The following is a 22788-nucleotide window of genomic DNA, read 5'->3' as shown; positions in this document are numbered from 1 at the left end:
CTATAGCCGGCGGCGCGTCTCGGGGAGGCAAGAAAACGGAATCATTTATCAAAAGCCGTTCGCCAAAAGACGGCGAGCGGCTGATCCTATTACTAGTTTACGAATTATACAGGATTTGTCAATACTGAACCCCCGGTGGCACACTTTCCGTACCTTAGTGAGTGTACCCAATTCTTTGTGACAATATCATTGAGCGCTGCGGTGCACAAAATAAGGGTATACTAAAAAACCCGGAAACCACAGTGGTTTCCGGGAGCTCTCTATAATATCCGTGGCTTGTGTGTTTGCAAGCCTGCAAGCGTCCGTCCACTGTCCGATTCTGGGGATAGGCAATAAATTTTAACGAAATAAAAACGTCGCCGCGAACAGATTTCTGTTCGCGGCAATGTGGTGACCCGGCGGGGATTCGAACCCCGGACCCACTGCTTAAAAGGCAGTTGCTCTGCCGACTGAGCTACCGGATCATGCGAAAAAAGTGGCTGGGACGGCTGGACTCGAACCAGCGGATGAGGGAGTCAAAGTCCCTTGCCTTACCACTTGGCTACGCCCCAAGATGGAAGCGAAAACGAAGAGAACCGGGGCAAGCCCGATCCCCTTCGCTCATTCTGGGGTGGGTGACGGGACTCGAACCCGCGACAGCCGGAACCACAATCCGGTGCTCTACCAATTGAACTACACCCACCACATATTGATGAATCCGCACGGTCTTACTGATGATGAAACCATAGGGAGCTGGTACGCCAGAAGGGATTCGAACCCCTGGCCTACTGCTTAGAAGGCAGTTGCTCTATCCACCTGAGCTACTGGCGCGTGTTTTGGAGCAGGTGACGAGAATCGAACTCGCATCCCCAGCTTGGAAGGCTGGTGCCCTGACCATTGTGCTACACCTGCGCGAGCCCTCCATGGAAACGTCAGCTTAGGTATGATAGCACGAAATACACATGCTGTCAAGCGGGAAGACGGAGTTTTTAAGTTTTTTTGCCACTTAAGGAAAAAAGTTTATTGCCTGAATCAGGGGGCTTGCAACTTTTTAAAAAGTGTGTCATAATAACCATCCAGGAAAACGCAGACACAGGCAGATGCTTATATAGGATTGGATTGCGTCTGCGCCTTAGAGAGGGATGAACCTCAGGATGCTGTTGACGTGGTCATAACGGGCTTGACTGGAAATCCACTCGGTCAGTTGACTTTAAAACGCCGGAAACCCATTAGTTTCTACGGGTTCGCGGCATTTTAAAAATTTAGCTTTTAAGTGATTTCTACGGTTTTTCTACACGTTGCCTTGACTTCTACGAAAGGCTTTGTGTGTTAAAATAAAATATGGAGACGTATCGAAGTGGTCATAACGAGCCTGACTCGAAATCAGGTTGTCCGCAAGGGCACGTGAGTTCGAATCTCACCGTCTCCGCCAACGGGTTTTTGCCCACAAAAAATGAACTGTCTTACGACGGTTCTTTTTTGCGTCAATGGCCAAGGAGTGGATTTGGAATCATTCCTCATCCGCGCTTTTCTTTTTTTCTGACAATAACGGAACTATTTTTAATTCAGGTTCAGGTTGATTGATGTACAATTCCTCACACTCTTGCTGAGCTGTGATCAAGATATTGATAGCCTCTTCCGAGGCCCGAAACATCTTAAGATACATTTCTTTATAGTCTGGCATATGTAGCGCCTCCGATGAATGCAATTTAGATACATTTCATATCCATCTCTGTATAGTAACATAAAATGAGCTTAAAATAAATATATATTAAATTTATTTTGAGGTGATTATATGGCTACAAAAAGCCTTTCTATTCGGATTGATGATGAATTGTTAAACAAGTTACACGTTGTAGCAGACTATGAAGGGAGGTCTGCAAACAGCCAGATCCTCATTCTTATCCGAAATTGTGTCGATGAATATGAAAAAGCGCATGGCTCAATAGATAAGAATAATAAGTAAAAAAATCAGCGTTTTGAAGTAATTACAGCGACATGGAGTCAAACGCCATGCCGCGGTTTTCTGCTCTGCACAAAATTCATCCAGCATCATGCAGCCGTTCTTAGAACACAGGATCAACCGCACGATTTGCAACCGTGTGCTTACGAGGGGCATGGTGAGCCATTGGCGTGGATGTGGCAGAGCTTAGAGAGGAAATAAATATGAAGCGTATTTTAAAAGTGATTGGCATTGGTGTGGCAATGGGTCTTGCGCTTTTGGTGGTCCAACAGGCACTACACATTCCGGAAGAAATTTTCATGCGATACTACTGGATATTTGCTGTAGCCGTTGTGGCAGCGGCGGTTTTATTTAACCATTTTTATCACCGCCACTTTCAAAAAAAGATGAAAACAGCTGCACTCTTTTTGCAGCAAGGCAAGCCCCGGGAGTATATCCAAGCAGTGGAGGAACTGCGCCAAAAGGCAAAGGGTCGGCATCTGCAAAATCTGTTTACTCTGAATCTGTCAGCAGGGTATTGCGACCTGAAGGAGTACAAAAAAGCAATCGAGTTATTAAAAAGTCTGGAGAATGCACGGCTCTATCATGCGTTCAAGCTGGTGTACCACATCAATCTGTGTGTCTGCTATTTTTATGATGGACAGACAGAAAAGGCAATGGCACTCTATCAACGCAGTCAAAAGCTGTTTGCTTCCCCCTTATCGGTAAAGCTTTACGGGGGCAATGTAGCGGTGCTGGACGTATTTGCTCTGATAGAACAAGGAGAGTTCGACCAAGCAAAGGAGCTTTTAGCTACCGCTCGCGAGAAATGGTCTGATTCTCGCTTGCAAGCGGATTTTGAATATTTGGAGGAGAAGCTCTCGGATGAATCGAATTAAATTCCGGAATAGTCTGGTGGCTTTTCTCGGTGTAGGGGCAGGCCTTACGGGAGTAACTTGTTTCTTAAAGCATCGTAAGCAATGGCGATTGGAGTTTCAAAAGACCTGCTTCTACATGGCGACTTTGGATGATGAAATTTGCCGCAGAGAGTTGGACGGCATGGTCATTGGTAAAAAAACGATTGCCTTTCCGCCACGGCGAGAAACACTCTACCATCGCTACGAGGTTTTCCGGGAGATGTATCATGACTTGTCCCCAAAAAAATTGGAAAAACAAGTGGCTGCGTTGGAAAAACGTCTGACAGAATGTAACGAAAAGGGGCATGAAGAACGGTGATTTCATCGTTCCTCATGCCCTTTGAGTTACAATATCTTCTGCACGAAATTGAACAGCTCACTGTAAACCGGCTTTGGAATAAGCACATAGCGATTGCGCTTGATCTGGCTGCTTCAATAGGCCCAATGTCCACCTATCACTTATGTGTGGATTCTTCTTTTTGCCTGAGGAGCAGGGGGGACGGCTCTCCTGTATAGAAAAGCGCAAGCTTGTGCATCGCTCTTGTGCAGGCAATGTAGAGAAGGCATCTGTCGTATTCGGTGTGGTAGGTATTGCTGTCTACATCAGCAACAATCACCTCGTCAAACTCTAATCCCTTTGACATCTGGATGGAGGTGACAGAAATACCGTTTACAAAGCGGGTGCTGTCAGGGGAAATCAATTGAATTTCATAATCCTGTGTGAGCAGATCGTACAACTTTTTGGCAGCACGATTGGTTTTTAAGATGATGCCAAGGGAAACCCCACTGCCCCGTATAAAGACATCTAGCATTTTTCTGATTTTGGTCAACTCATCATGCTGGTCTGCGCAGGAAATCACCAGGGGAACATCTCCGTGCCGCTCCATCGGCTCCAGCTTTGCCACTTGCCCAATATCCCTTGCAAACGTGATGATTTCATAGGTGGAACGGTAACTTTTGTTTAGCTCTACCAAGCTCGCATCGCTATATAGTTCCTGTAGTTGCGTTAAATTGTTCAGATGGTTTGGATTGATAAACTGCCCGAAGTCACCCAAAATTGTTTTCTGGCAAGGAAACAGGCGGTTGATGACGGCATACTGAATTGGGGTATAGTCCTGCATTTCATCAATCACTAAATGCTTGATGAGCTTACTTTCCTTTAAGCCTTCCATGGCTCCGTGGAGATAGAGAAACGGAAATACATCCGCCCATTCCAAAGTCTGTTTCTTCGGCAAAACAAGCAAATCAGGGCGCCCCAGCCACTGATAAAAATGTTTATATAGCGCAAGGGTGTTTTTGATTTTAAGCATGGCTGTTAAACTTTTTAAGACCACTTTTGCCCTTGGCACATCATCGTCCATATAATTTTCCGATGTAAAGCGGTCATGAATATCATCTGCGATCATTACCAGTCGTTTCTTAATGGGGTAACTTTGATAGGCGCAAAAACGAGCCTGTATCCAGTCTACTGTTACTGAAAAACGTCCAAAGGAATAGTCAGCGGATTTAAAGATTAGAGAGGGAACTTCGACTAGATACCGTTCCATCTGCCGCACAAACTCCAACGTGGATTTAAAACGCACCCGTTCCGCCCATTTTGTATCGGCTGTTTCCAAGGGATCTTTGTCTTGTTCAAAGCGAACGACACCTTCAAGCTGCACATCGGCAATATCCGGAAAGCTCAGCTCGCAGATGGGTTCTTCACCAAGCTCCGGCAAAACAGTGGAGATGTAATCACCAAACACCTTGTTGGGGGATAAAATGGTAACATTGCGTGCCGATAGCTTGTCCTTGAATCGATAAAGTAGGAACGCAATTCGATGGAGAGCAATGGAGGTTTTTCCCGAACCAGCCACCCCTTGGATAATCATGGTCCCGGACTTTTCGCTCCGGATGATTTGGTTCTGCTCCTTTTGGATGGTGGCGATAATGGACTTCATTTTTTCATCCGAGGTGTGGGAAAGCTCCCGTTGTAAAACATCATCTTGGATATTGACCGAGCTTTCCAGCGCATATTCCAAAATTCCATTTTTCACTTTAAACTGACGCTTGCGTGTTAGTTCCCCCTCGATTCTGCCCATCGGTGCATCATACCCTGCAAGGCCGACCTCGCAGTCGTAGAACATGCTTGCAATAGGCGCTCGCCAATCGAAAATAAGTGGTTCATTTTCATGGGTGAATGCAAACCGGCCAATGTAATGGGTACTTGCCGCTTGCCCGACCTCTCGCTGGAAATCAATTCTTGCGAAATAGGGAGATTCCTTTAACTTGGCTAGCTTCTCCCAGATACCCACCGCAAAAGCGCCTGTTCGGTCTATTTGTTTTAGTGCCAGTTCATTCTGAAACATCTCATGGGGATCAATCTCCCCACGATAGTCCGCCATATATCGCTTGGCCTCCATATATTCCTTGTCAATCTTTTCGATAGCGTCATTTGCGGCCTGCACAGCAGCATCTAATTTTTTGTTCATCATGGCAAGGTGTTCAATTTCATCTGGAAAAGGGATAGCAGGTAGAACGGCAGGCACAGTTTCGTGCCTGCCGGTTTGTGTTTTACTCATGTGCGGCCTCCTTCGGCAAAATAAAGCGTTGTGTCGGATAACCGAATTCAATGAGCAGCTCCGCTTCTGCAAAGCCTAATTCCTGAATCAGCTTGCGGTGTCCGGTATCCGCTTTGTCGCCTTCTCTATAAGTTGTAATACTAATTTCTTTTTCTTTGATAAGTTCGCCCATCACCTTATCAAGAAATGCTTTAGGTAATCCCTTATTTCGATAAAGTGGGTGCGTGCCCATAAAGTCAATGCTTCCTGTTTCATAGGAAAAGAGCATAATCCCAACCACAATCTTGCCATCTCTTGAAATCAGCGCCTGCTTGCTATTGATACGCCGCTTTAGCTCCAAAATATACTCATCCTCTTGTAAATGTGGAAAACCATCAATCACAAGCCGCACCAAGTCCATCCAAGAGGGAATATCTTCTTGTGTTGCGAAAGTAATATGCCATTTGTCCATTTCTTTGTGATTAAGCATTCCATAGTCTCCCCCCAAGTGAAACTTCAATTGTAACGGGTAAAATTTTTCATTTTCCCGATATTGATTAGGCGGCTGTTTATACATAGCCGTAAAAATATTAGTGAATGCTTGCTGTGTTTCATATCCAGCTACCGCAGCAATCTCAATAATTGGTTTCTCAGAAAAAACCAACAGCTTTGCCGCCTCGGTAAGTTGGCGGCGTTGCACATAGTCATGGATTGTTAATCCTACAGTATTGGTAAACACTCGGTGCAGATGATATTTAGAGTAATGAACAGCATCGGCAATCGAGTCCAAATCAATTTTCTCGGTTAGATGTGTTTCTATAAATTCTATTGCTGTCACAATTTTTGCGATACGATTGTTGTTCATAGCAAACACCCCCTTTCACCTGACTGCTTCTATTTTATCAAATTTTCACAGTGTTGTTTTGCTTATTCTTGCTGTTTTATTATTTTGCAGACTCGGTTGTCGATTGCTCGGCGAAACCAAACAGCTCCTGTTGTCCTATTTTTATCAAGCGGGCTTGAATATTGGGCATTTCAGCGAGGAATGTAATCCATTTTTCCGTTCACCTCCCAGCATCTAAAAAAGAGCATTAAAAATACCGTCTGCTTTTTCAAACAGACGGTATTTTTAATCGAAACGTACTTATTTCTTTTTCACAGAGTAGCAGACCTCGGTGACATAATCGTTGGGATTCTGCGTTTGGGCGGGACTGACATGATAGATGCAGAACATCATGCCGTCAAATTCATAGCCGTTATCCTGCACCCAACTGGCCACTGCTTGGTTTACAGCGGTGAGCTGATCGTAGCTGCCCTTGTAGGTAGCCGAAGCGATCTGCACCGCAGGCTCAGTCTTGAATACTACATTTTCTGTATTTTTGTAACGACCCTTGACGGTCATCTGCACCTCCACATCCACGTCTGTTTCCTTGTAGCCGTCATCATGGAACATAGCGAGGCTGTTGCAGTTATCGGCAAGTTGCATCCCCAGAGAAGCGGTTTCTGTCATCAGAATACTCCACAGCGTTCCCTCCTGATCGTAGGTGGGAATCACCTTGCGCACACTGGCAACATAGCGTTCAGGAAAAGTTTTTACAGTTACATTATAATTCATAGCAGTTTCGTCCTTTCTTAGCCGTTTAATGGCTGTGTCAAGGAGAAGTAACCGGCGTTTGGTTTCCTCTGCTTCGGCCTGTACTTCGGACTGCTTTACCGCCAGATATTCGGCCAACGCTTGCGGATTTTCATAGCTTTTGAGGATTTCAGTGATAGTGGAAAGGCTGAATCCCATATCCTTCAGCGCCACGATTCGTGCCGCCATCGGTAGTTGATCCTCCGCATAATAGCGATAAGCGGTAAAGGTATCGATGTTTTTTGGCATCAGCAGACCAATTTCATCGTAATGCCGCAGCATCCGAATACTAATCCTTGATAGTTTTGAAAAGTCACCTATTTTCAGCATGTTTATTTCCTCACATATATGTGGTTTTTGAGCTCATCTACAGTATAGAGTATACCATAATGGGAGAGTCAACAGGAATTCTAAAATTATCGTCCACCCGCCTTTGCGAATAAGCTTGGCGTATACTCCAGAGCGTTGACCATCAGGGTGTTTTCGCGGTGCTCCAGGGCGAATGCGGCTATTCAACGAGAGAAAATGCATAAAAACGCCCCTTGCTTCTATTAAGGAAAGGTGAGAGGGGGGGGATGGGTTCCAGATGAAAATGTAAAGGAACGTTGACAAAAATGTTCTTATGAAGTACAATGGGAATGTAAAGGAAACTTGTCAGATGGTCAGGAGGTGCATCTTTGGAAAATATGCTCGAGCATTTAAGGAAGGAGCGAGGGCTAAATCAAGAAGAGCTTGCAAAAGCAATCCGAGTTTCAAGGCAAACGATTAGTTCCATCGAAAATGGAAAATACAACCCATCGTTGGATCTTGCATTTATCATATCGGATTTTTTTGAGAAGCCCATAGAAGAAATTTTTATTCATGAAAGGGGAAAAGAATGAGAAAAAGTCACTTACTATCTGGATTGCTGTTTGTATTAGGTGGTGTCGCTTGCATTATTGTGGCATTAATGCTTGATACAAAATTAAACAATCTCTTATTTGGACTATCTGGTGCTCTGATTGTACCTGGCATTCTGGAATCGTTTAAATACTTTTATTGGACTGCTCCCAAGAATAAAAAGAAATATGCAGAGCGTTTAGAAAATGAGAGTATTGAATTACAGGATGAGCGTAAAGAAAAATTACGAGATAAATCAGGAAGATATGCTTATTTGCTGGGATTAGTTATTATCAGCATATCCATAATAGTTTTTTCAATATTGGGACAATTAGAAGTGATTAAAAACACGCATTTAATTGTTATATATTTAGGTGGATATTTTGCGTTTCAATATGTTGCGGGCATTCTTATATTCAAACATCTTGATAACAAATATTAAACGAGATTTTATAATGGCTATATGCGGATGTGATCATCATTGTTGCAGACAACTTCCTGCAATGCTAAAATTAAAAAGAAAAAGTATGATTGTTAAGGAGAGCCACGAATGATAAAAGTAATTGCACCAAGTATTATTAAAAAGAACCATCTATCGGATGCGCTACATCTGTACGAGCTGCTGGTAACGGAAACCGTAAAAGAACAGGGATGCATTTCTTATGAACTGTTTCAGACGCTTGATAATCCCAATAGCCTAACCTTAATTGAAGAATGGGAAGATGAAGAAGCGCTGCATCACCACACAAAGACACCTCATTTTATTGACTTGGTCGGAAAACTTGCGGAATACGAGCAGGAACTTCCTGTTCACATCTACAAGAAATTGTTTTAAAATACAGGCAAAATGAATTGGTCCAGATGGTTATGAGAGGACGATGATGATATGAAAATTTGCATTGTAGTTTCAGGAATAGTTTACTAAAAACAATAGTTCAGGAGGGTTCTATGACTATTCCAGATAAAAAAATATACCCTAGACCCAATGATCTCGAAACAGTGTATCTGAAAGGGGTAATCACAAATCCCAACATTATTGTTGGTGATTATACCATGTACAATGATTTCGTTTCCGATCCTGTGCATTTTGAAAAGAATAATGTGTTGTATCACTATCCTGTCAATCATGACAAATTGATCATCGGTAAGTTCTGCTCCATTGCCTGCGGAGCAAAATTCCTTTTTACCAGTGCCAATCATACGCAAAAATCGCTTTCAACCTATCCATTTCCCATTTTCTTTGACGAATGGGATCTGGATAAAAAGGGAATTGCCTCTGCCTGGGATAACAAAGGCGATATTATCATTGGGAATGATGTTTGGGTTGGCTATGAAGCGGTAATCTTATCCGGCGTTCATATCGGTGATGGTGCAATTATAGGAACTAGGGCTGTTGTAACAAAAGATGTCCCTCCCTATACAGTTGTTGGAGGCATTCCAGCGAGAGAAATTAAAAAGCGTTACGAAGAAGGTATCATCCAGCAATTGCTGCAGATCGGCTGGTGGAACTGGCCTTTTGATAAGATACAACAACGTTTACCCTCTATCATGAGTGGAGAAATTGATAAATTATGTCTTTGAAATTTCACTGAGCAGAGATATAATGTGGAACCGTTAAGTGTTTATTTTGTGAGCAGGCAGATTCTGAAATTAAGGAATCTGTCTGCTTTTTTCGCTATATCCCCAGCACCTGCCAGAGTATCCTTGTAAAAGGGTGCCACAAGAGGTTTCTCGCAATCGTCCAGTGCCCTTACAAGAGGTCGATACTCATCCTCTGATTGTTGTTGTCGTTCATAGTTGGTTACTTGAAGATGTTATTTTACTGTGATAGAATCATACTTCAAATATCTAATAAGACAGGGGTGAGAAGGTTTGATAACCAACGAGTGGATCAATCGTGCAATAGACTATATCTTAAATAACATAAGCCAAGACTTGTCGGTTGATGAGGTTGCGTCTCATTGCAATTTTTCTAAATACTATTTTTCCAGATTATTTAAAGCAGAAACCAATGAGAGCATCTATGAGTTTATTAAACGTATAAAGCTGGAGCAGAGTGCGTTTCGTATTAAGGTTGAAAAAAATAAAAACATCACTGATATTGGCTGGAAATATGGGTACAGTTCGTCAAATTACAGCTCTGCTTTCAAGCAGTATCATGACCTATCTCCGATTGAATTTCGTCGAAGCATTGCACAAAAATCCTTATCAAACCCCATGTTTTGCATTGCTGATATCAGCTTAGAGTCATTTGAAGAATGCAACAAAAAAATCTCTATCAATACGCTTGCAGATTACAGGGTAATCTATGAGCGATATAAGGGAAGTTACCGGGAGTTATCCACCCATTGGTACAACTTCCAAGAAAAATATCAGCAATACATCACCAGTGAAACATTGCTGATTGAGCGCACCTATGATGATCCTTCCATTACCCATATTGATGAGTGCTTGTATGATCTGTGCATCACTGCACCACATGACTGTGCTCTCGAAAATATCTGTACCCTAATCGGTGGCAAGTTTGCTGACTATCACTTTAAGGGAACCGTGGAGCAGATCTATACCGCTTATCAAAGCATCTTTAACGTATGGCTGCCGAAATGCGGGTTTGAAATTGACGAACGATACGGCTTTGATATTTACAGAAAAGTCGATTGCAATACCATGTATATGGAAATCGATTTCTGTATCCCTATTCAATAGAGCACAAATACAGAAGTTTATTTTTGCTTCCTCTGCTATCCTTGGGATGTGATCAAGGGATTGGAGGAAATGAATATGAATTTAGAAAGCATCCAGAATCACAAAGTAAAAACCATTCTGCAATTCTCGATACCATCGATTATTGCTATGGTACTAACCTCTCTGATTACAGTAGTAGATGGCTTTTTCATCGGAAACTATGTGGGTTCAGAGGGACTTGCGGCGGTAAACTTAGGTTTACCGATTATTTATTTGTACCTTGCAGTAGGATTAATGGTTTCAGTCGGCGGTGTGGCAATCGCAGGAATTGCACTGGGCGGAAAAGACACCCAAAGATGTAGCAGCGTCTTTAATCAAACGATGTTCACATCAGCGCTTGCAACAATTTTGCTGAGTGTGATTGTCTGGTTCTGTCTTGACCCAATGCTTTATCTTTTAAATGCCGATGGACAGATAGCAGGATTTTTCAAAGACTATTATGGTATTTTGCTGTTAGAGCTTCCCATTCTGGTGATAAACACATCCTTTGGTATGTTTATCCGTGGAGAGGGAAAACCGCAATATTTTATGCAGGTTAATATTTTGAATGTACTGCTTAACAGCTTGTTAGATTATTTATTTGTTCGCTGGATGAGGTTTGGTGTGAAAGGCATTGCAGTGGCATCGCTTCTTTCCGCGATGGTTACATTTCTATGCATACTCTACTTCTTTATCAAAAAGTCAAGTGTTTACAAACTTCATAAGTTTACTTTTTCAAAGGATGTGCTTAAAAATACACTCCTTAATGGCAGTTCAGAGTTTATCGGGGAAATGTCCCTTAGCATTTCGATGTTTGCGTATAACTTTGTGATACTAAAGTATATCGGCGTTGATGGTGTAACTGCATTTACAATCGTGGGCTATGTGGCATATATCTTTAGCATGGTGCTGATTGGTTTTGGGCAAGGGGTCAGCCCGCTGATTAGCTTCACGTATGGTGCCAAGGAATATTCTCTGTCAAAGAGTCTGCGCAAAATTACCAACACTATGGTATTGATTGCAGGAATGGCGGTACTTTTACTGGTAGTGGTTGGGGCTGATTGGTACAGTGGTTTATTTGTAAAGAATGATTTGGTGCAAAAAATGGTACATTCCGGTGTCGCAATTTTTGCTGGTTCATTTCTCTTTTCAGGAATCAATACAATTACTTCTTTTTACTTTACCTCTATAGGGAGGGCAAAGGAGTCTGCTATTATTTCCTCAGCACGAGGATTGGTTGTGCTACTGATCTGTATTTTCACACTTCCAGTCTTTCTGGGGATGATGGGTGTATGGTTGGTTGCCCCAACCACAGAAGCGGTAACATTAATTTTGACACTGTTCTTTATTGGAAAAGAAACTACTAAGAAACCTCAAGGATTTCCCATAGAATAACTGGCATCTTATAAAACGATAGCCACTACACAAGCTTAAAGTGTAGTGGCTATCTCTTTCCCATTGACAACGTCTTTCACCTGCTTTTTGGAGGAGGCCGGGAGTACAGGGGCAGAGCCACCCAAAAAACTAGCAATTATTGCAATCTCGGAAACGTCTTGTAGAGATAGCTCATTTTGGCCGATGAACTTTTGTTGATAGTTTAATTTCAATCAAGCGGAATACTCATTTCGCCTCCCTCATAAACAAAAGGAAGTTTCTTTCCGTGTTCATCCCAATTTAGATTTGTTGGACTATGTCCGACCATCGTTTGATTGGGCGGCTGCTCGCTGCGATTATTGGGGGTAGGCGATGTGGCAGGCGATAGAGCAAAGGCGGTGGTTCCGCACATGGTAACTACCAGAACCACCAGAAATAGCACCGGCGAGAAGCGCTTTTTACTTGTGTCCATCATGGCATAGATACGTTTTTTCACGCCCTTAGTCCCGCTATAAAAATTTGTGGATAGCGCTTATTCACCCCGCTTTTTTAGCCAGCTTGACAATTCATCCAGATCAGAGGCTTTCAGTTCTTTTCCACGAAAGGATAATGGGTACGCTCCTTGCCGCTTTTTTCGGTGCGTAAAAATCCCCGATCAACAAGACGCAGTAAAAGGGCGATCAGTGTTTGCAGCCTCCATTCTTTTTTGTTTTTCAACTGCTCCATCAACATACTGGTGGTTACAGAGACAAGTGTATATAGTTTCTAAAAAGAAAAAAATGCGGGGTTTTGGGCACCCCAGTATGATTGTGATTCATAATAGCCTGTGCTATGATAAAAAAACAACTCCAAGCTGTAATGTAAAAAAAGGGGTGTTTCAATGACGGTGACAAACGTTCAGATATATGATATTCCGGCCGTTTTGTATGGTGAGCCTTCCGATCGGGTTTGGCTGTTCGTCCATGGTAAGAACGGATACAAAGAGGAAGCGGAAGCCTTTGCGGAAAACGCCTGTCTCGGCGGTGCACAGGTGCTGGCCGTTGATCTTCCCGAGCACGGCGAGCGAAAGACCGCGGAGGGCTTTGACCCATGGCGCGTGGTGCCGGAGCTGCGGGAGGTTATGGTGGTTCTCAGACAGCGCTGGGCACACGTTTCGCTTCGCGCCAACAGCATCGGAGCATGGTTTTCCATGCTGGCCTTTGCGGATACACCGCCGGAACAAGTGTTGTTTGTTTCGCCGGTGGTTGATATGAAAAAGCTGATTCAAAACATGATGCAATGGGCGGCTGTGGATGAAGCCCGGTTGGAGAAGGAGGGCAAAATTCCCACTGATTTTGGTGAAACGCTTTCGTGGGACTATCTCCAATATTCAAAAGCCCACCCCATCGAAAAGTGGACTGCTCCAACGGCGATTCTCTATGCCGGACAGGACAACCTGACCGACCGAGGGACAATCGAAGCGTTTGTGCGTCAGTTTGGCTGTAATCTGTCCGTGATGGAAAACGGAGAACATTGGTTTCACACGCCGGAGCAACTGACGTTTTTGCAGGCATGGGAAAGAAAACAGATAGAGATTAAAAGTGCGGGACGCACCCCTGACATTGCACAGGCCACTTCTGAGGACATTGATCATTGGATGCAACTGGTGAGGCGGCTGCGGAAGCGTTTCCCTGGATTAGAAACAGAGGCGGCGCTCTCGGAGCACCGGGAGACGGTGCTGCGGTTTATGGAGGAAAATGGCGCCATCTGCGCAAAAGATGGTGACAGAATTGTGGGCGCTTTGCTGTTTTCTTGGGCGGAGAATAGGCTGTGCTATCTGGCGGTGGATGATCGCTATCAGCGCCAGCACATTGCCCAAGAGCTGGTTGGCTATATACTGCCGCTGGCAGATCCGGAAAGGGATATCACTTTAACCACGTTCCGGGAAGGCGAACCAAGGGGTGTTGCTGCCAGATCCTTCTATCGGCATATGGGCTTTGAAGCGGGAGCGCTGACAGAGGAATTTGAAGGACCCGCACAGGTGTTTGTGCTTCGAAGGCAAGTCCTGTGATTTGTCATTTTAACGGGATTTTAATATAATTATGGAGTGTGCCATTATGGATGTTATAAAGACAGGAGTTCTGTCCCGGCTGTTTGCCTTGCAAGACCTGAAGTACAAGGAGTTTCAATGCAAACTGATGCCTACGGTAGCACCAGAGCGGGTCATTGGCGTGCGCACGCCCGAACTGCGGAAACTGGCTAAAGAGCTTTTCAAAGAATCCGAAACGGCGGAATTTTTGAATACGCTTCCCCATCAATATTACGATGAAAATAATCTGCACGGTTTTCTGGTGGAGCAGATTAAGGACTACAGCGCCGCGGTGGTGGCGATTGACGCCTTTTTGCCCTATGTTGACAACTGGGCAACCTGCGACCTGATTAGCCCCAAAGTGTTCAAAAAATACCGTTCGGAGCTTTTAAAAGAAATTCGGAGATGGATGGCGTCCGAGCGCACGTACACCATTCGATTTGGCATCGGGATGCTGATGACACACTTTCTGGATGAAGATTTTTCACCGGAGCATCTCAGCTGGGTGGCGGCTATTCGCTCAGAGGAATACTACGTCAATATGATGATCGCGTGGTACTTCGCAACGGCGCTGGCCAAGCAGTGGGATTCCGTAATTCCTTATATTGAGCAACATCGACTGGACAAATGGGTTCACAATAAGGCGATTCAAAAGGCCGTGGAGAGCTACCGCATTACGGATGAGCAGAAAAGGCATCTTCGCGCTCTGCGGGTGAAGTGAACGTTTAAAAAGAACTGAAACAGCAAGAATAGTCGAGAGAATTCTTTCTCAGCAAGGTAAACTTGCTGCAGGAGGTGAGAAGTGTGAACGAACAGGTGCTGGCAGTCCAGCGGATGCAGGATTATATCCAGACGCATCTGGAGCAGGAAATTTTCCTATCCGATTTGTCAAAAGAATCGTTGTTTTCTCCGTGGCATTCTTACCGGCTGTTTCAGTCCTATACCGGACAAACACCCACGGAGTATATCCGCCGCCTGCGGCTGTCCAAATCCGCTTTGCGGCTGAAACAAGAGGATTGCCGCGTGATTGATGTGGCATACGATTTGGGCTTTGGCAGTGTGGATGGCTACCAGCGTGCATTCCGCCGAGAGTTTGGCTGCAACCCTGGTGAGTACGCAAAAAACCCTGTTCCCGTCACTCTTTTCATTCCTTACGGAGTCAAATTCCGAGAACTGAGAAAGGAAGTGAGCGACATGGAAAATTTGCAGAGCGTATTTGTTCAGGTCATTCAAAAACCAGAGCGGAAGGTGATCATTAAACGGGGAATCAACGCGGAGGATTACTTTGCATATTGCGAGGAAGTAGGCTGCGATGTGTGGGGATTGCTTACCAGCATGGATTCCCTTTGCGGGGAGCCGGTGTGCCTCTGGCTGCCGCAAGCATACAAAAAACCAAATACATCCACCTACGTGCAGGGGGTGGAGGTGGCTGCCGACGATCACGCCAGTCTGCCTGAGGGCTTTGACGCGATTACCCTACCCGCGGCGGAATACCTGATGTTTCAGGGAGAACCGTTTCAGGAGGAGGATTACTGCGCGGCAATTGCCGCCGTGCAGCATGCCATGAACCGCTATGACCCCAGCGTCATCGGTTACATATGGGATGATACCAACCCCCGCGTTCAATTGGAGCCTCGCGGGGTACGCGGCTACATTGAGCTTCGAGCGGTCAAACGTTGAGAATATCCTGAAATTGATTTTGGGCAGAGCGGATATCCGCTCTGCCCTTTTTCAAGGAACACACTGCTTACGTGAAAGCACTGCGCCTGCAAAACGGAGCGCATGCGTTTTTGCGAACATAACTATCCATAACATGTCGTCAGGATGTCGCGTTTTGTGGTATACTAGCAAAGGGGGATGAAAATGCAGATTGACAGGTTGTTTCAAATTGTATATCTGCTGCTGGATCGGAAGACCATGACGGCGAAAGAGCTGGCGGCGCGATTTGAAGTGTCGGGGCGCACAATCCTGCGGGATATTGATATCCTTTCATCCGCTGGTATTCCGGTTTATACCACGCAGGGCAAGGGGGGCGGTATCTCGCTTCTGGACGGCTGTGTGCTCAACAAGGCGGCGCTGAGCGGGGAGGAGCAAAATCAGATTTTGATTGCCCTGCAAAGTCTGGCCGCAGTTGGAAATACCGATGCCAAAGAGACGCTCTCAAAGCTTGAGAAGCTGTTTCAGAGGACGGAGACGGAGTGGCTTCAGGTGGACTTTTCCCGATGGGGGCAAGGCGCGCAGGATAACCGACGATTTGCGCTGCTAAAAGCCGGGATTTTGGAAAGGCGCGTAATCAATTTTGATTACGTAAGCACTTACGGGAAAGAAAGTCACCGGACGGTATGTCCCTTGAAGCTGGTTTTCAAATCAAAGGCGTGGTATCTACAAAGCTATTGTCTGGAACGGCAGGACTACCGCACCTTTAAAATTAACCGCATTCTGCATGCTTCATTGGCAGACGAGCATTTTCCCCCGGGGCAATACAGCCCGCCCTCCATTGAATCCACGGATACTGTTCCACCCTCTCTCATCGAGCTGGAGCTGGAGTTTTCGGCACGGGCCGCCTATCGGGTTTACGATGAATTTGACGAGGACTGCATCCAGCGCAATGACGACGGCACCTGTCATGTGCTTGTCCAGTTGCCGGAGGATGACTGGCTGTACGGCTTTTTGCGTTCGTTTGGCCGGGAGGTAACGGTACTTTGTCCCGAGCATATTACCGCGATGCTGGAGAAAGAACGAAGAAAAACATGACGCACTGTTGTCATGTTATCTGCGATAGGATTAATCTGGGAGGGATAACAATGGACTGGGTACAACGCTATGGGCCGGACAGGCCGCCAACTGCGGAGGAAATCGCGGACTATATCAACAGCTGGTTATGGACTGAAATGAATCGCTTCTTGCGTGAAAATTACGAGGTTCAGCCAAGCTACCATTATAGCAGCTGCTCTGCCCAGCCGGGTTGGAACGTGAAATATCAAAAAGCCGGGCGCTCCCTATGCACGCTCTATCCCATGGACGGATTTTTTATCGCGCTGGTGGTCATTGGTGCCAGAGAGCAAACGGAAGCCGAGCTTACCATGCCGCTGTGCGAGAAATATACCCAAGCGCTTTTTTCCAACACTCCGTTCAGCGCGGGCGGAAGATGGCTGATGCTGAATGTCACCGACGCAGGGGTTTTAGAAGACGTGAAGCGCCTGATTCTCATTCGTAAAAAACTTAAAAAAAGGTAGGCATAAGCATGGAAGAGATTATTGCCGTAACGGCGGAAAATATTGACTCTGAGCATATCTGCTGCGCCATTGCAGATAAAAAAGGGGAGACGTGTGTTTCCTCCAAAAAGGCGTGGCTGAAAGAACGCTTTAAGGACGGACTTGTGTTTCAAAAGCTGGATGCGCGGGGCAAGGTGTTTATTGAGTATATCCCCGCCGAAAAAGCGTGGTGCCCCATAGACGCGCCGGGCTATCTGCACATTAACTGCTTTTGGGTATCCGGGCAGTACAAAGGGAAGGGCTATGCCAACCTCCTTTTGGAGAGATGTGTGGAGGACGCCAAAGCGAAGGGCTGCTGCGGACTGACCGTTGTAGCATCGGAGAAAAAGCGCCCATTCCTCTCTGATGCGGCTTATCTCAAGAAAAAGGGCTTTTTGGCTGCCGATACCGCTCAGCCGTATTATGTACTTTACTATCTGCCGTTTACAGACACTGCGCCGGTTCCAAGGTTTAAAGACTGTGCAAAACATGGCACAGTTGAGGAAACCGGTATGGTTCTGTACTACACAAACCAGTGCCCCCACACGGACAAGTACGTGCCGGTGATTGTGAAACTTGCGGAGGAGAGGGGCGCAAAAATCAGCGTCCACAAAATTGAAACCACAGAACAGGCCCGGTCGGCACCTACACCGATCACCACCTATGGCTTTTTCTATAACGGCAAATATGTGACCAATGAGATTTTCGGACCGGCAAAATTTAAAAAGTTTTTGAGCGAGCACGGATTTTAATAAGAAGCAAAACCCGGGGCCGCAGCGAAAAATTCGCTGCGGCCCCGGGCTGTTTTGCGGAATGAATTGCTTACTTTTTCACGGGCAGCCAGATATAGCAGACATAGTCCTCGCTGTTCTGGTCGCCGTCGGGATACTGCTCAATGTCGGGCGCGTCAGCATATTGATAGCCGCTGCCGGGGAGCCACTCCGTCAAGATGCGCTGCTGCATGGCCTGAATTGCATGAGGCATGGCGCCCTTGCATTCAAAAATTGCCCAGGTGCAGGCGGGAATTTCATATTCCGCCATCCCTTCCGGCACGGGCTGATCGCTGGAAACCGCGATGTAATAGTCAAAGCTTCCTGTAGTCTGCCAGTTCCCCACGCAAATTCCCAGAATGCCCATGGGTTGCTTATTCATGAGCTGGCATAATGCGGGAATGGTTCCTTTTGGATACTGTTCGGCCCAAAATTTTGGGATGAGAGAAAATCCCTCCTGCTTTTCAGAGGACCAGGGGCAGTTCATCTTCGGGCCAACAATGCGGAATGCGTCGTGATGCTCAATTCGGTAATTCATTTCAGCTTCACCTCGTATGGTTATTTTGAAACTGATGGGCTGGTAGGCTTTGAGCCTCGCTCCCTCTTGCCTTGCGGCGGAAGGGGGAACTCCGTGGACACTTTGAAACGCGCGGTTGAAGGCAGTGGGGGAATCATACCCGTATTTCAGTGCGATGTTAATGACCCTATCTCCGGTGTTTTGCAAATCAAACGCCGCGTTTGTCATTCGCCGCCTGCGGATGTATTCCGACAAAGGCACCCCGGCCATATACGAAAACATCCGCTGAAAGTGGAATGCCGAGCAACAAGCCAACTTGGCCGTATGCTCCAGGTCAATTTCTCCGTCCAGATGTTCCTCGATATACCGCAGCGCATCATTGAACTGTGAAAGCCAATCCATACCATCATCTCCTGTACTGAAAGCTTACTTAATTTTGGGTTGCGCGTCCTCTCCGTCTCTGCCCGATTCGGAGAGATCCCTTGCCATAACGGTGATATGCGGGCCGCAGTTTGTTCCATTTTAATCCAGTTAAAAAGAAGCCTGCAAGCTTTTAAGCTTGCAGGCTGTCCGGAAAAACTCACGGCTGCTCGGGTTCATCCGGTTCTACATCCGTGCACCCGTTGGCAAACTCGGGAGAACAGGCGACAAATTCCAGATCCTGAACAGATTCATGACCGCTTTGAGTGTCTTTGGGGTCTGCGCTTTTTTTAATCTCATCCATAAATTGTCCTCCTCTTCGCTTCTATTCACTACTGTAATACTAAGCTTACTCAGTATAGCATGTTTTGCTCTGGAATACAATATGAAAATAGGGGGTGTGCTTCTTGCATCCTGAAGAAAAGTATGTTACGCTGAAACAACCAATAAACAAACTATGTTTATGGACGAAATTTGCTGTTGCTGCCGCCTTTGACCTGCACTGCCCGGTGGCGCAAAAGATATAACTTGGCTGTATTCCTGCTGTCACTACCGGGGGAAAAGGGGGCTTTTTTGGTGAACCATTTGGCAAGGCAATTGGAAATACAATGCTCAAACGTCTTTGCGGACGAACGGGGCAGGAAGGAAACGTTGCGATGCATTTAGAATTTGAAAAGCTTTTAAATGCGGTTCGGGCAGGAGAAGCGGCGTCTATGCCGTTTGAGATTGAGGACGTCACCTATTTGCGCAGGTTCAGCCCCAAGGAACGGCTGATTTTACTGGGCGGCGGGCATATTGCCCAGCCGCTGTGCCGGTATTGTGCCGATATCGGCTTTGCGGTGACGGTTGTGGATGACCGGCCGTCTTTTGCAAATCAAACCCGGTTTCCTGAAGCGGCAGAGGTGATTTGCGATGCCTTCCCGGATGCAATCAGAACGCTTTCGATTACAAAGCGGGACTATATTGCCACCATCACCAGAGGGCACCGCCACGACGCGGACTGCCTGCGAACCATCTTGCACGGTGAATTTCCCCGCTATTTGGGGATGATCGGCTCCAAGCGACGGGGCGTGGAGCTGCTACACCTGCTGGAAGAGGAGGGGGTTCCCCGCTCTGCGTTGGATTGGATACACACGCCCATCGGCGTTGACATCAATGCGCTCACGGTGGAGGAAATTGCAATTTCGATTACAGCCGAAATCATCCAATGTAGACGGAAAGACACGCTCCGCCGCTCAAAAGCCGAACTGCTGGTCACCGAGGACATAAACCTCCCACTGCTAGAGCTTCTGGCGAACGCGCAAACAACGAAGGCGTTGCTGCTTGTCTACGAAACCAGCGGTTCCACACCGGTAAAATCGGGAGCGATGATGGCGGTGGACCAGAGCTTTCGGATGGTGGGGACAATTGGCGGCGGATGCAGCGAAAACGCCGTGTTAATGGATGCCTACCGCTTGATTGGGACAGGCCGCAGCCGATGCGTTGTGGTGGACATGAGCAATCATGCGGAAGAGGAGGGCATGGTCTGCGGCGGGCAGATGAAGGTGCTGATTCAGGATGTATGAAGTGGCCACCCATGGAACTTGAGTCCGCGGATTGAAACACTAGAAGTTAGGATAGTAGGACGTATGTTGAATCAATTTTCAAGAACACAGCTTCTGCTGGGCGCGGACGGAATGGAAAAGCTGGCCGCAGCGCGGGTGGCGGTATTTGGTATTGGCGGCGTGGGCGGCTATACCGTGGAGGCCTTGGCGCGCAGCGGAGTGGGCGCACTGGACATCATCGACGATGACCGGGTCTGCCTTACCAATGTCAACCGGCAGATATTTGCAACACGCAAAACCGTTGGACAGTATAAGGTGGATGTGGCGCAGCAGCGCATTCTGGAAATCAATCCGGACGCGGCCGTGCGCACCTACAAGACCTTTTACGCCCCGCAGACGGCGGCGCAGTTTGATTTCAAGCAATATGACTATGTGGTGGATGCGATTGACACCGTGACCGGAAAACTGGAACTGATTGAGCAGGCACAGAGGGTCGGCGTTTCCATCATCAGCAGCATGGGGGCCGGAAACAAAATGAACCCCGCCGCGCTGGAAGTGTCGGATATTTACAAAACCTCTGTTTGCCCGCTGGCCCGCGTGATGCGACGGGAGCTGAAAAAGCGGGGAATTAGGAAATTAAAAGTGGTCTATTCTCGGGAACCGGCGATGACGCCCATTGACGATATGACCATCAGCTGCCGAACCCAGTGCATCTGCCCGCCGGGAACGGCGCGCAAATGCACACAGCGCCGACAGGTGCCGGGCAGCAACGCGTTTGTTCCGCCTGTGGCCGGGCTGATACTTGCTGCAGAAGTGGTAAAGGATCTCTCCGGGGTAGGGAAGTGAGCAGAGCAGGCGGCTGCTTTTTTTCGCTTCCAAAACCATAGATTGCCCAACACGGTCTTTCGCGCTTCTTCGGATTGAAAAGCGCTAGCTTAGAAAAGCGGGCTGCTTCTCCCAAATGCCCAGATGCGTCAGCTGGAGCACGGGTGCTTCGCCCATTTAATCCCAAACGCTGTTTGCATAGTTCATGCTTGCGCCGTTCCTGCCGCCTGAATCGCCTGCTCCAGATCCGCTCGAATATCCAGCACGCCTTCAATTCCAACGGATAGCCGAATCAGACGGTCCGTAATGCCCACTGTTTTCCGAATTTCCTCCGGAATGGCAGCATGGGTCATCGTGGCGGGATGGCAGACGAGGGATTCCACGCCCCCCAGACTCTCCGCCAGCGTGACCAGACGCAGGCTGCGGAAGAAAGTGTGCGCGTTATAGGTTGCGTGCAGCTCAAAGGAGATCATGCCGCCTGCTCCGGATGCCTGCTTTTGCTGAATGGCATAGCCGGGATCGCGCTCTAACCCTGGATAGTAAACCTGCTTTACAGCAGGATGGACCTCTAGCCAGCGGGCCAAGGCCTGCGCGTTGGCGGTGTGCCGGTCCATGCGCACGCCCAGTGTTTTGATGCCCCGGAGCATGAGGAAGGAGTCAAACGGCCCCAAGACCCCGTCGGTGGGCCAGCGCCGGGTCTTTGACAACCGCAAAGCCGGATAGTACATCGCTGTGCCCGCCGAGATATTTCGTGCCGCTGTGAATCACGATATCCGCACCGAGGGAGAGCGGTCGTTGCAAATAGGGGGTCATAAAGGTGTTATCCACAATCACCAGCTTTTCGTATTCATGAGCAAGCGTGGAGACTGCGGCAATTTCGGTCACGGTTAGAAGCGGGTTTGCAGGGCTTTCGATCAAAATGGCTTTTACATCGGACGTCAGCTTTCCGGGCAGAGCGGACAGGTCGGTGGTGTCGATCATTTCTTAGGCAATGCCGAAGTTTTTAAAAACCTTGTCCAGTACTCGGAAGGTTCCGCCGTAGACATTGTTGGACAAAAGCAGCTTATCTCTCTGCTGAAAAAGGCGCAGTACTGCGTTAACAGCCGCCATGCCGGAGGCAAATGCCAGACCGTGGGAGCCTTCCTCCAAATCGGCCAGGAGCTGTTCCAGCGCGACGCGGGTGGGGTTCCCTGTGCGGGAGTATTCCCAGACCGGGGTTTCTCCCAGCCCCGTCTGACGATAGGTAGAGGTTTGATAAATGGGGACATTGACGGCTCCGGTTGCGGTGTCCCCGTCAATTCCACCGTGGATTAAAATCGGATCAAGCTGCATAGACATTGTTCACAATCCTTTCTTTCATAAGCGGATAAAAAGCGGATGCGTCATCGTGATGCATCCGCTT

24 protein-coding genes, 6 tRNA genes and 2 pseudogenes are annotated in these 22788 nt (G+C 47.0%); 18 read left to right on the top strand and 14 right to left on the bottom strand.

Annotation, left to right across the window (positions count from 1 at the left end; genetic code table 11):
• Positions 1–388: 388 nt before the first annotated feature.
• From RT018_RS11015 to RT018_RS10995, 5 genes are all read right to left on the bottom strand, one after another.
• Positions 389–464, bottom strand: a tRNA-Lys gene (locus RT018_RS11015).
• Positions 465–476: 12 nt separating this feature from the next.
• Positions 477–551, bottom strand: a tRNA-Gln gene (locus tag RT018_RS11010).
• 55 nt (positions 552–606) lie between these two features.
• Positions 607–682, bottom strand: a tRNA-His gene (locus RT018_RS11005).
• Between the two features lie 51 nt (positions 683–733).
• A tRNA-Arg gene (locus RT018_RS11000) sits at positions 734–810 on the bottom strand.
• Positions 811–816: 6 nt separating this feature from the next.
• Positions 817–891: transfer RNA gene (locus tag RT018_RS10995), tRNA-Gly, on the bottom strand.
• A gap of 431 nt (positions 892–1322) precedes the next feature.
• Between RT018_RS10995 and RT018_RS10990 the strand changes: the two genes are divergently transcribed.
• Positions 1323–1411, top strand: a tRNA-Ser gene (locus RT018_RS10990).
• 78 nt (positions 1412–1489) lie between these two features.
• Here the strand turns inward: RT018_RS10990 and RT018_RS10985 are convergent.
• Positions 1490–1663: a hypothetical protein gene (locus tag RT018_RS10985; protein ID WP_312941891.1), complete on the bottom strand. Its 174-nt coding sequence runs from the start codon at positions 1661–1663 to the stop codon at positions 1490–1492.
• 111 nt (positions 1664–1774) lie between these two features.
• Here RT018_RS10985 and RT018_RS10980 point away from each other — a divergent pair, with 111 nt between their 5' ends.
• From RT018_RS10980 to RT018_RS10970, 3 genes are all read left to right on the top strand, one after another.
• Positions 1775–1945 carry a hypothetical protein gene (locus tag RT018_RS10980; RefSeq protein ID WP_312941889.1) on the top strand — a complete coding sequence of 57 codons (171 nt, stop codon included), beginning with the start codon at positions 1775–1777 and terminating at the stop codon, positions 1943–1945.
• A gap of 167 nt (positions 1946–2112) precedes the next feature.
• Entirely contained in the window at positions 2113–2820 is a 708-nt protein-coding gene (locus tag RT018_RS10975; RefSeq protein ID WP_312941886.1) for a tetratricopeptide repeat protein, read from the top strand.
• Complete coding sequence (locus RT018_RS10970) at positions 2807–3157, top strand: hypothetical protein (RefSeq protein WP_312941883.1); 351 nt, start codon at positions 2807–2809, stop codon at positions 3155–3157. The genes RT018_RS10975 and RT018_RS10970 overlap by 14 nt, the downstream gene beginning before the upstream one ends.
• 136 nt (positions 3158–3293) lie before the next feature.
• Here the strand turns inward: RT018_RS10970 and RT018_RS10965 are convergent, their stop codons facing one another.
• From RT018_RS10965 to RT018_RS10955, 3 genes are all read right to left on the bottom strand, one after another.
• Positions 3294–5399 (bottom strand): ATP-binding domain-containing protein, encoded by a 2106-nt coding sequence (locus RT018_RS10965; RefSeq protein WP_312941880.1) that lies wholly within the window; start codon positions 5397–5399, stop codon positions 3294–3296.
• On the bottom strand, positions 5392–6243 hold the full coding sequence (locus RT018_RS10960; RefSeq protein WP_312941877.1) for a helix-turn-helix domain-containing protein: 852 nt from the start codon (positions 6241–6243) through the stop codon (positions 5392–5394). The genes RT018_RS10965 and RT018_RS10960 overlap by 8 nt, the downstream gene beginning before the upstream one ends.
• A 279-nt stretch (positions 6244–6522) precedes the next feature.
• Entirely contained in the window at positions 6523–7341 is an 819-nt protein-coding gene (locus RT018_RS10955; protein WP_312941874.1) for a MerR family transcriptional regulator, read from the bottom strand.
• A gap of 356 nt (positions 7342–7697) precedes the next feature.
• Here RT018_RS10955 and RT018_RS10950 point away from each other — a divergent pair, with 356 nt between their 5' ends.
• The 6 genes from RT018_RS10950 (at position 7698) to RT018_RS10925 (ending at position 12009) form a co-directional block, all read left to right on the top strand.
• Positions 7698–7892, top strand: a complete 195-nt coding sequence (locus tag RT018_RS10950; RefSeq protein ID WP_397360180.1) for a helix-turn-helix transcriptional regulator — start codon at positions 7698–7700, stop codon at positions 7890–7892.
• Positions 7889–8332 (top strand): hypothetical protein, encoded by a 444-nt coding sequence (locus RT018_RS10945; protein ID WP_312941869.1) that lies wholly within the window; start codon positions 7889–7891, stop codon positions 8330–8332. Before RT018_RS10950 ends, RT018_RS10945 begins: the two co-directional genes overlap by 4 nt.
• 108 nt (positions 8333–8440) lie before the next feature.
• Positions 8441–8725 (top strand): putative quinol monooxygenase, encoded by a 285-nt coding sequence (locus RT018_RS10940; RefSeq protein WP_312941866.1) that lies wholly within the window; start codon positions 8441–8443, stop codon positions 8723–8725.
• 113 nt (positions 8726–8838) lie between these two features.
• A complete protein-coding gene (locus RT018_RS10935) occupies positions 8839–9471 on the top strand; it encodes a CatB-related O-acetyltransferase (protein WP_312941863.1) in 633 nt (210 codons plus the stop codon).
• Positions 9472–9762: 291 nt separating this feature from the next.
• Positions 9763–10596, top strand: coding sequence for an AraC family transcriptional regulator (locus RT018_RS10930; RefSeq protein ID WP_312941861.1), 834 nt, complete (start codon positions 9763–9765; stop codon positions 10594–10596).
• Positions 10597–10671: 75 nt separating this feature from the next.
• On the top strand, positions 10672–12009 hold the full coding sequence (locus tag RT018_RS10925) for an MATE family efflux transporter (protein ID WP_312941859.1): 1338 nt from the start codon (positions 10672–10674) through the stop codon (positions 12007–12009).
• Positions 12010–12217: 208 nt separating this feature from the next.
• Here the strand turns inward: RT018_RS10925 and RT018_RS10920 are convergent, their stop codons facing one another.
• Both RT018_RS10920 and RT018_RS10915 read right to left on the bottom strand, forming a co-directional pair.
• Entirely contained in the window at positions 12218–12484 is a 267-nt protein-coding gene (locus RT018_RS10920; RefSeq protein ID WP_312941857.1) for a hypothetical protein, read from the bottom strand.
• 89 nt (positions 12485–12573) lie between these two features.
• Positions 12574–12726 (bottom strand): annotated as a pseudogene (locus RT018_RS10915) (BlaI/MecI/CopY family transcriptional regulator); the annotation flags it as partial.
• A 142-nt stretch (positions 12727–12868) separates the two neighbouring features.
• Between RT018_RS10915 and RT018_RS10910 the strand changes: the two are divergent.
• From RT018_RS10910 to RT018_RS10885, 6 genes are all read left to right on the top strand, one after another.
• A complete protein-coding gene (locus RT018_RS10910) occupies positions 12869–14038 on the top strand; it encodes a GNAT family N-acetyltransferase (RefSeq protein WP_312941852.1) in 1170 nt (389 codons plus the stop codon).
• Between the two features lie 46 nt (positions 14039–14084).
• On the top strand, positions 14085–14777 hold the full coding sequence (locus RT018_RS10905; RefSeq protein ID WP_312941849.1) for a DNA alkylation repair protein: 693 nt from the start codon (positions 14085–14087) through the stop codon (positions 14775–14777).
• Positions 14778–14860: 83 nt separating this feature from the next.
• Positions 14861–15736 carry an AraC family transcriptional regulator gene (locus RT018_RS10900; protein WP_312941846.1) on the top strand — a complete coding sequence of 292 codons (876 nt, stop codon included), beginning with the start codon at positions 14861–14863 and terminating at the stop codon, positions 15734–15736.
• A gap of 183 nt (positions 15737–15919) precedes the next feature.
• The gene (locus RT018_RS10895) at positions 15920–16810 is read left to right on the top strand and encodes a YafY family protein (protein WP_312941843.1); all 891 of its coding nucleotides are present in this window, start codon (positions 15920–15922) and stop codon (positions 16808–16810) included.
• A 50-nt stretch (positions 16811–16860) separates the two neighbouring features.
• Entirely contained in the window at positions 16861–17292 is a 432-nt protein-coding gene (locus RT018_RS10890; RefSeq protein WP_312941842.1) for a DUF3788 domain-containing protein, read from the top strand.
• Positions 17293–17300: 8 nt separating this feature from the next.
• Complete coding sequence (locus RT018_RS10885) at positions 17301–18062, top strand: N-acetyltransferase (RefSeq protein WP_312941840.1); 762 nt, start codon at positions 17301–17303, stop codon at positions 18060–18062.
• A gap of 70 nt (positions 18063–18132) precedes the next feature.
• On the opposite strand, the gene RT018_RS10880 is transcribed toward RT018_RS10885, so the two are convergent.
• The gene (locus tag RT018_RS10880) at positions 18133–18999 is read right to left on the bottom strand and encodes an AraC family transcriptional regulator (protein WP_312941839.1); all 867 of its coding nucleotides are present in this window, start codon (positions 18997–18999) and stop codon (positions 18133–18135) included.
• Positions 19000–19177: 178 nt separating this feature from the next.
• On the bottom strand, positions 19178–19321 hold the full coding sequence (locus RT018_RS10875; RefSeq protein ID WP_312941838.1) for a hypothetical protein: 144 nt from the start codon (positions 19319–19321) through the stop codon (positions 19178–19180).
• 352 nt (positions 19322–19673) lie between these two features.
• On the opposite strand from RT018_RS10875, the gene RT018_RS10870 reads away from it, so the two are divergent.
• Positions 19674–20582: an XdhC/CoxI family protein gene (locus tag RT018_RS10870; protein WP_312941837.1), complete on the top strand. Its 909-nt coding sequence runs from the start codon at positions 19674–19676 to the stop codon at positions 20580–20582.
• A 63-nt stretch (positions 20583–20645) separates the two neighbouring features.
• A complete protein-coding gene (locus RT018_RS10865; protein ID WP_312941835.1) occupies positions 20646–21407 on the top strand; it encodes a tRNA threonylcarbamoyladenosine dehydratase in 762 nt (253 codons plus the stop codon).
• A gap of 182 nt (positions 21408–21589) precedes the next feature.
• Here RT018_RS10865 and RT018_RS10860 read toward each other — a convergent pair.
• Positions 21590–22718 (bottom strand): annotated as a pseudogene (locus RT018_RS10860) (trans-sulfuration enzyme family protein).
• Positions 22719–22788 lie beyond the last annotated feature (70 nt).

Source organism: Oscillibacter sp. (assembly GCF_032060045.1).
In the GTDB taxonomy this organism is placed as follows: Bacteria; Bacillota; Clostridia; order Oscillospirales; family Oscillospiraceae; genus Oscillibacter.
This window is presented reverse-complemented; position numbering and strand designations above follow the sequence as displayed.

Excerpts from the sequence above, each read along its gene's own strand:
- RT018_RS10985 (WP_312941891.1), bottom strand. The coding sequence starts at position 1,663 with ATGCCAGACTATAAAGAAATGTATCTTAAGATGTTTCGGGCCTCGGAA.
- RT018_RS10980 (WP_312941889.1), top strand. The coding sequence starts at position 1,775 with ATGGCTACAAAAAGCCTTTCTATTCGGATTGATGATGAATTGTTAAAC.
- RT018_RS10970 (WP_312941883.1), top strand. The coding sequence starts at position 2,807 with ATGAATCGAATTAAATTCCGGAATAGTCTGGTGGCTTTTCTCGGTGTA.
- RT018_RS10965 (WP_312941880.1), bottom strand. The coding sequence starts at position 5,399 with ATGAGTAAAACACAAACCGGCAGGCACGAAACTGTGCCTGCCGTTCTA.
- RT018_RS10960 (WP_312941877.1), bottom strand. The coding sequence starts at position 6,243 with ATGAACAACAATCGTATCGCAAAAATTGTGACAGCAATAGAATTTATA.
- RT018_RS10955 (WP_312941874.1), bottom strand. The coding sequence starts at position 7,341 with ATGCTGAAAATAGGTGACTTTTCAAAACTATCAAGGATTAGTATTCGG.
- RT018_RS10950 (WP_397360180.1), top strand. The coding sequence starts at position 7,698 with ATGCTCGAGCATTTAAGGAAGGAGCGAGGGCTAAATCAAGAAGAGCTT.
- RT018_RS10945 (WP_312941869.1), top strand. The coding sequence starts at position 7,889 with ATGAGAAAAAGTCACTTACTATCTGGATTGCTGTTTGTATTAGGTGGT.
- RT018_RS10940 (WP_312941866.1), top strand. The coding sequence starts at position 8,441 with ATGATAAAAGTAATTGCACCAAGTATTATTAAAAAGAACCATCTATCG.
- RT018_RS10935 (WP_312941863.1), top strand. The coding sequence starts at position 8,839 with ATGACTATTCCAGATAAAAAAATATACCCTAGACCCAATGATCTCGAA.
- RT018_RS10925 (WP_312941859.1), top strand. The coding sequence starts at position 10,672 with ATGAATTTAGAAAGCATCCAGAATCACAAAGTAAAAACCATTCTGCAA.
- RT018_RS10910 (WP_312941852.1), top strand. The coding sequence starts at position 12,869 with ATGACGGTGACAAACGTTCAGATATATGATATTCCGGCCGTTTTGTAT.
- RT018_RS10905 (WP_312941849.1), top strand. The coding sequence starts at position 14,085 with ATGGATGTTATAAAGACAGGAGTTCTGTCCCGGCTGTTTGCCTTGCAA.
- RT018_RS10895 (WP_312941843.1), top strand. The coding sequence starts at position 15,920 with ATGCAGATTGACAGGTTGTTTCAAATTGTATATCTGCTGCTGGATCGG.
- RT018_RS10890 (WP_312941842.1), top strand. The coding sequence starts at position 16,861 with ATGGACTGGGTACAACGCTATGGGCCGGACAGGCCGCCAACTGCGGAG.
- RT018_RS10885 (WP_312941840.1), top strand. The coding sequence starts at position 17,301 with ATGGAAGAGATTATTGCCGTAACGGCGGAAAATATTGACTCTGAGCAT.
- RT018_RS10880 (WP_312941839.1), bottom strand. The coding sequence starts at position 18,999 with ATGGATTGGCTTTCACAGTTCAATGATGCGCTGCGGTATATCGAGGAA.
- RT018_RS10875 (WP_312941838.1), bottom strand. The coding sequence starts at position 19,321 with ATGGATGAGATTAAAAAAAGCGCAGACCCCAAAGACACTCAAAGCGGT.
- RT018_RS10870 (WP_312941837.1), top strand. The coding sequence starts at position 19,674 with ATGCATTTAGAATTTGAAAAGCTTTTAAATGCGGTTCGGGCAGGAGAA.
- RT018_RS10865 (WP_312941835.1), top strand. The coding sequence starts at position 20,646 with ATGTTGAATCAATTTTCAAGAACACAGCTTCTGCTGGGCGCGGACGGA.